Source organism: Streptomyces nanshensis (genome assembly GCF_001751255.1).
GTDB lineage: Bacteria > Actinomycetota > Actinomycetes > Streptomycetales > Streptomycetaceae > Streptomyces > Streptomyces nanshensis_A.
Map to the genome: position 1 here is coordinate 1 of NZ_LJGW01000373.1, position 5,768 is coordinate 5,768.

Below are 5,768 nucleotides of genomic sequence, written 5' to 3' on the forward strand. Positions count from 1 at the left end.
AGCAGCCGGACGAGCGCCGCGGCCAGGGCGCCGGCGTCGCCGGGCGGCACGGCGAGGCACGTCTCGCCGTCCGCGCCCGCGACTTCGGGGATGGCGCCGCCGGTGGTGGCCACCAGCGGCGTACCGGTCGCCATGGCCTCGGCGGCCGGCAGCGAGAACCCCTCGTACAGCGAGGGCACGCAGGCGACCTGTGCCTCCCGTACGAGCCCGGCCAGTTCGGCGTCGCTGATGCCCTTGACGAACTCCACGGCGTGCGCGAGTCCGTAGCGCGCGAGGGCGTCGGCGACCGGACCCTCCTCGGGACGCTTGCCGACGACGACGAGGTGCGCCTCCGGCACCTCCGTCCGCACCTTGGCCAGCGCCTCGACGAGATGGACGAGGCCCTTGAGCGGCACGTCCGCGCTCGACGTCGTCACGATCCGCCCGGGCACCTCCGGCACGGCGGGATCCGGCGAGAAAAGGCCGGTATCGGCGCCGATATGGACGACGTGGACGCGGTCGTGCCGCACCCCGAGCTGTTCGGTGATCTCCTGCCGGGACGAGCCGGAGACCGTGAGCACCGACGGCAGCCGCCGTGCCACCCGCCGCTGCATGCGCGTGAAGCCGTACCAGCGGCGTACGGAGGCCCGCGCGCGCCGCGTGGGCGCCGCCGCCAGATCGAGCCGCCGGTCGACGGTGATGGGGTGGTGGATCGTCGTCACGAGCGGTGCGCCGAGGTCGGCGAGGAGCCCGTAGCCGAGCGTCTGGTTGTCGTGGACGACGTCGAACTCGCCCCGGCGGGCGGCCAGATGGCGCCGTGCGCGCAGCGAGAAGGTGAGCGGTTCGGGGAAGCCGCCCGTCCACATCGTGGCGACCTCCAGCAGGTCCACCCAGTCCCGGTACTCGCCGCGTCCGGGCGTACGGAACGGGTCCGGCTGCCGGTAGAGGTCGAGGCTGGGCAGCTCGGTGAGGGTCACGCCCTCGTCGAGCACGGGGTAGGGCTGGGCGCCGACGACCTCGACGGTGTGCCCGAGGCGGGCCAGTTCGCGCGAGAGGTGCCGTACGTAGACGCCCTGGCCGCCGCAGAACGGATTGCCCTTGTACGTCAGCATCGCGATGCGCAGAGGTCTCTCCCCGTGTCCGGATCCGCCGCCCGCGCCGTATCCGGACACCGCCGGTGCGGCGGTGCCGGTGGAGCCGGCGGTACCGGTGGATGCGGCGGGCCCGGCGGTGCCGCCGGATGCGGTCGCGAGGGTGTCCCGTACGGCCTCTGCGGTCACTCACGGCCCCCTTCGTCACGGCGCTTCCACCGCGATGGGAGACACCGGCGCTGTTCCTGGACGGGTTCGGAGGACGGCCCGTGCGGGGGCCGCCGACCTTGAACCAAGAATTTACCGGCCGGTCACTTATCCCGAGCCGCCGAGGCGGGTGATTCGCGCCACCCGGCGCACCGATGCGGCCCGGGGCGGTGCCGCCGCGACGAGGCGCCCGTGGCCCAACGGGCCGCGCCGGCACGGGCAGTCGGCCCGTCGGGATCCTCCGATCCTCAGTCCGGCGAGTCGGTCTCAGTCCAGCGAGAGGGCGTTCTTGGCCTCGTCCATGGCGCTGCCGTCGGGCATCCCGCGGCCGCTGTGCGCCGTGGCGAGCGCCTGGTTGATCTCGGCGAAGGGACGCATCCGCTCCTCGTACGACGCGAGGGCCCGCGCGGGATCGCCGTCGTCGACGGCGGCGATCTCGTCCGCGAGGACGTGGGCACCGGCCAGGGCCAGGCTGGTTCCCTGGCCGGAGAGCGGGGACGGGCAGTAGCCCGCGTCGCCGAGCAGCGTGACTCTGCCGCAGCTCCACCTGTCCATATGCACCTGGGCCATCGCGTCGCAGTAGAAGTCGGGCGCTACGTCCATGGCCCTCAGCAGGGCGGGCGTCTCCCAGCGCAGTCGGCCCATCCGCTCGGCCACGAGCGCCTTCTGCCGCGCGGTGTCCCGGTCGCCCGGGACCGTCGTGCCGCTCGTGCCGTCCGTACCGTCCCTGCCGCTCGTGCCGGGGACGGCGAAGCCGACGGTGACCCTCAACTCGCTGTTGCCGCGCACCGGATAGAGGCAGAACGTCGTGTCGTCCTCGCCGCACCACACCTGCCAGTCCTCCAGACCGAGGAAGTTCTCCGCGGTGTAGACGGCCACCTGGGCGCCGAGGAAGCTCAGGAACTCCTCCTCCGCGCCGAAGGCCAGGCGGCGCACGCCGGAGTGCAGGCCGTCAGCGCCCACGACGACGTCGAAGCTGCGCGGCGCCGCACGCTCGAACGTGACGTGTACAGCGGCGTCGTCCTGGTCGAGCGCGGTGACGCGGTCGCCGAAGACGTACTCGACGCCGTCGCGCGCCCGCCCGTACAGCAGCCGCACCAGGTCCTCGCGCAGCAGCTCGACGTCGTCGGTCCCGCCGCCGAGCGGACCGCTGCTGAGCGCGAACTCCGTGGTACTCCACAGCTCTTCGCCGTCGCCGTCGAGCATCGTCATCCCGCGCGTCCGCGTGCGCATCCGCCGGGCCTCCGCCAGCACGCCGATACGGTCCAGAACGTCGAGCGCGACGCCCCGTACGTCGACGGCGTGTCCCCCGGGGCGGAGGCCCGGTGCGCGTTCCACGACGGTCACCGCGACGCCGTGGCGGCGCAGTTGGGCGGCCAGGGCGACACCTGCGACTCCGGCACCGGAGACGAGCACGGTCTGCATGGAACACTCCCCCTCCGTACGGCGTAAGCAGCCGCACCGGCGCCGAATGTACGATGCGTTTCGTCAGGCCATCAACTCTGTTCACCAGCACGTTCGTTGGGCTGTACTAGAACAGGGGACGGCATCGGGAAGGTCGCCGCCGGTCGGCCCTGTGCTAGTACAGCGGGGTACGGCGAAGAGCACGGGAGACCACCGGGGGGGGCGGCGGGGGACGCCCAGGGACGGCGGACGCAGGGACAGCGGAGCGGGAGGGAGGCGGAGCCGGTGGACGCGAACGGGGAGCCCCCGTACCGGCGCATCGCCGTCGACGTACAACGGCGCATCGCCGCGGGCGAGTTGGGCCCCGGCGACCGGGTGCCCTCGACGCGGCGGCTCGCCGCCGAGTGGGGTGTCGCCCTGGCCACCGCCACGAAGGCCATGGCGGTGCTGCGGCAGGAAGGGCTTGTCGAGGCGCGGCCCCGTGTCGGCACGGTGGTGGCGCCCGCGGGCGGCGCACGGCCCGTGGCATCCGTACGGCCGCGCTCCCCGGCACGGCGTCTCGCACCCGCCGGCGAACCGCACGACCCGTCCCCCGAACGGGAGTTGACCCGCGAGAGCGTCACGCGTGCCGCCATCGCCGTCGCCGACGCGGAGGGGCTCGCCGCCCTGTCCATGCGGGGCGTCGCGGCGCGGCTCGGGGTGGCCGCCATGTCCCCGTACCGCCATGTGAACGGCAAGGGCGAACTGGTGCAGCTCATGGCCGGCACCGTCTACGAGGAGCATCCTCCGCCCGCCGACGCGCCCTCCGACTGGCGCGAAAAGCTGCGGGCGGGCGCCCGTTCACTCTGGGAGCTGCACCGGGCGCACCCCTGGCTCGCTCAACTCGGCCCTGTCACACGGCCGTTGGTGCACCCCGGCCTCGTCGCGTACTCGGAGTGGATGCTCGCCGCCCTCGACGGGCACGGTCTGGATCCGACGACGATGTTCGATCTGAACGTCCTGCTCTACAGCCATGTCCTGGGCCTCGCCGTCCACTTGGAGCGCGAGGCGCAGGCCGAGGCGCGCACGGGCCGCTCGGACGAGATGTGGATCGCGGCGCAGGCGCCCGCGCTCGGGGCGGTCAGGTCCTCGGGCCGGTTCCCCGTCTTCACACGGCTGATGGACGTCTTCGAGGACACCGGCTACGACCTGCGCCTCGACGTGCTCTTCGAACTCGGCCTCACCGCCCTCCTCGACGGCATGGTCCCGCTCGTCGAGGGCGGTCCGGCTACCCCGAGACGGGCATGAAGCGCACCGGCGTACCGGGCACGGCCTGGGCGGCGGCGGCCAGCGCTTCCTGCGGCACGACGCCGATCACCGGATAGCCGCCGGTGACGGGATGGTCGGCGAGGAAGAGCACGGGACGGCCCTCGGGCGGGACCTGGAGGGCGCCCAACGCGATGCCCTCGCTGGGGAGTTCGCCGTCGCGGGAGCGTTCCAGGACGGGGCCCTCCAGACGCAGGCCGATGCGGTTGCCGTCGGCGGAGACCCGGTAGGCGCCGGTGGCCAGGGTGCGCAGCGCCCCGTCGGTGAACCAGTCGGCGCGCGGGCCGTGCACCACCGGCAGCAGCAGTTCGCGGGGCGGCGCGGCCCAGGGCGCGGCGTCGGGCGCGGGGCGGAGGCCGGCGGTCCGCCCGTGCTCCGGCGGCCGGTGTCCGTTCCGTTCCGGCGTTCCGTCCGTCCTCCGGTACGGCTCCGGCCGCCGGTTCCCCTTCCGTACCGCGTCACGGTCACGGCCGCTGTCGCAACCATGGGGGTCGCCGAGACGCAGCCGCGTCCCCTCGCGCAGCGGCTCGGGACCCAGCCCGGAGAGCAGATCGGTCGCGCGGCTGCCGAGCACCGGTTCGGCGTCGACGCCGCCCGCGAAGGCGACATAGCTGCGCAGTCCGCGCTCGGCGGGACCGGCTTCCAGCACCGCGCCCCAGGGCACACGGAAGGGGACGCCCCAGGGGGCGGGCCTGCCGTCCACGGTGACGGCGCAGGGAGCGCCGGTGACCACGGCCTCGGTCCCGGTCCCGGTACGCGTTCCGGTCCGTGTCCCGACCCCGGTCCCGGTACGGCGCGCGGCGCCCTCGGCGTCGTCCCCGCCGTCCCGTTCGTCCCCCGCGTCCCGGGTGAGCCGCACCGCACAGCCGTCGACGGTCGTCTCCAGCGTCGCGGCCCTCTCCGCGTTGCCCAGCAGCCGGTTGGCGAGCCGGTGCGCCGGTTCGTCCAGCGCCCCCGAGCGCGGCACCCCGAGATGCGCGTGCCCGGGCCGCCCCAGGTCCTGGACGGTGGTGAGCACTCCGGCCCGTACGACGCGGAGCCCGGCGCCGCTCATGCGCCCTCCTCCCGTACGTCCTCCGGTACGTCCTCGGACGGGCCTTCCGGTACGTCTGCGCGCCCGCCCTCCGGTACGAAGCGGACCGGCGTTCCGGGCGCGAGCAGCGCGGCCGGTTCCCGTTCGACGTCCCAGAGCACCGCATCCACAGCGGTGCCGATGAGCTGCCAACCGCCGGGCGAGGAACGGGGATAGACGCCGGTGTAGGGGCCGGCGAGCCCGACCGAGCCGGCCGGTACGCGCGTACGGGGATCGGAGCGGCGCGGCACGTGGTAGCGCTCGGGCAGCCCCGTGAGATAGCCGAAGCCGGGCGCGAAGCCGCAGAAGGCGACGCGGAAGGACGTCGCGGAGTGCAGTCGCCCGACCTCCTCGCGCGTAACGCCCCACAGCGCGGCGACGTCCGCCAGATCCGGCCCGTCGTAGCGGACGGTGATCTCCACGGCCTCCCCGCCGCCGCGCCGCAGCGGCGGGATCTCCCATTCCGCCAGCTCCGCCGCGAGCCGCCGCGGCCGGGCCAGCCCGTCCAGCAGTACGGTGCGGGCGCCCGGCACGATCTCGGTGACGCCCGGCAGCAGCCCGGCCGCGCGACGGCGCAGCACCTCGGCGTGGAACGCCTCGGCCGCCTCGGCGCCGGGCAGTTCGACGAGCAGTCCGTGCCGCCCGGCGGGCAGCACGACGGGCGGCGTCCGAGGAGCGGCGCCTCGCGAAGCGGAGTCACGCGAGGAAGC

At 74.4% G+C, this 5,768-nt stretch carries 5 protein-coding genes; 1 reads left to right on the forward strand and 4 read right to left on the reverse strand.

Features of this window, described 5'->3' with window-relative positions; genetic code table 11:
• Together AN218_RS22010 and AN218_RS22015 are read right to left on the reverse strand one after the other, a co-directional pair.
• On the reverse strand, positions 1–1,151 hold a 1,151-nt coding region (locus AN218_RS22010; RefSeq protein WP_070018630.1), incomplete at its 3' end, for a glycosyltransferase family 4 protein.
• A gap of 393 nt (positions 1,152–1,544) precedes the next feature.
• Complete coding sequence (locus tag AN218_RS22015) at positions 1,545–2,750, reverse strand: FAD-dependent monooxygenase (protein ID WP_338059634.1); 1,206 nt, start codon at positions 2,748–2,750, stop codon at positions 1,545–1,547.
• Positions 2,751–2,966: 216 nt separating this feature from the next.
• Here AN218_RS22015 and AN218_RS22020 point away from each other — a divergent pair, with 216 nt between their 5' ends.
• Positions 2,967–3,968: a TetR/AcrR family transcriptional regulator C-terminal domain-containing protein gene (locus AN218_RS22020; RefSeq protein ID WP_070018624.1), complete on the forward strand. Its 1,002-nt coding sequence runs from the start codon at positions 2,967–2,969 to the stop codon at positions 3,966–3,968.
• Here the strand turns inward: AN218_RS22020 and AN218_RS22025 are convergent.
• A complete protein-coding gene (locus tag AN218_RS22025; protein ID WP_070018625.1) occupies positions 3,949–5,040 on the reverse strand; it encodes a 5-oxoprolinase subunit C family protein in 1,092 nt (363 codons plus the stop codon). The genes AN218_RS22020 and AN218_RS22025 overlap by 20 nt on opposite strands.
• Positions 5,037–5,714, reverse strand: a complete 678-nt coding sequence (locus AN218_RS22030; RefSeq protein WP_070018626.1) for a 5-oxoprolinase subunit B family protein — start codon at positions 5,712–5,714, stop codon at positions 5,037–5,039. Before AN218_RS22030 ends, AN218_RS22025 begins: the two co-directional genes overlap by 4 nt.
• Positions 5,715–5,768 lie beyond the last annotated feature (54 nt).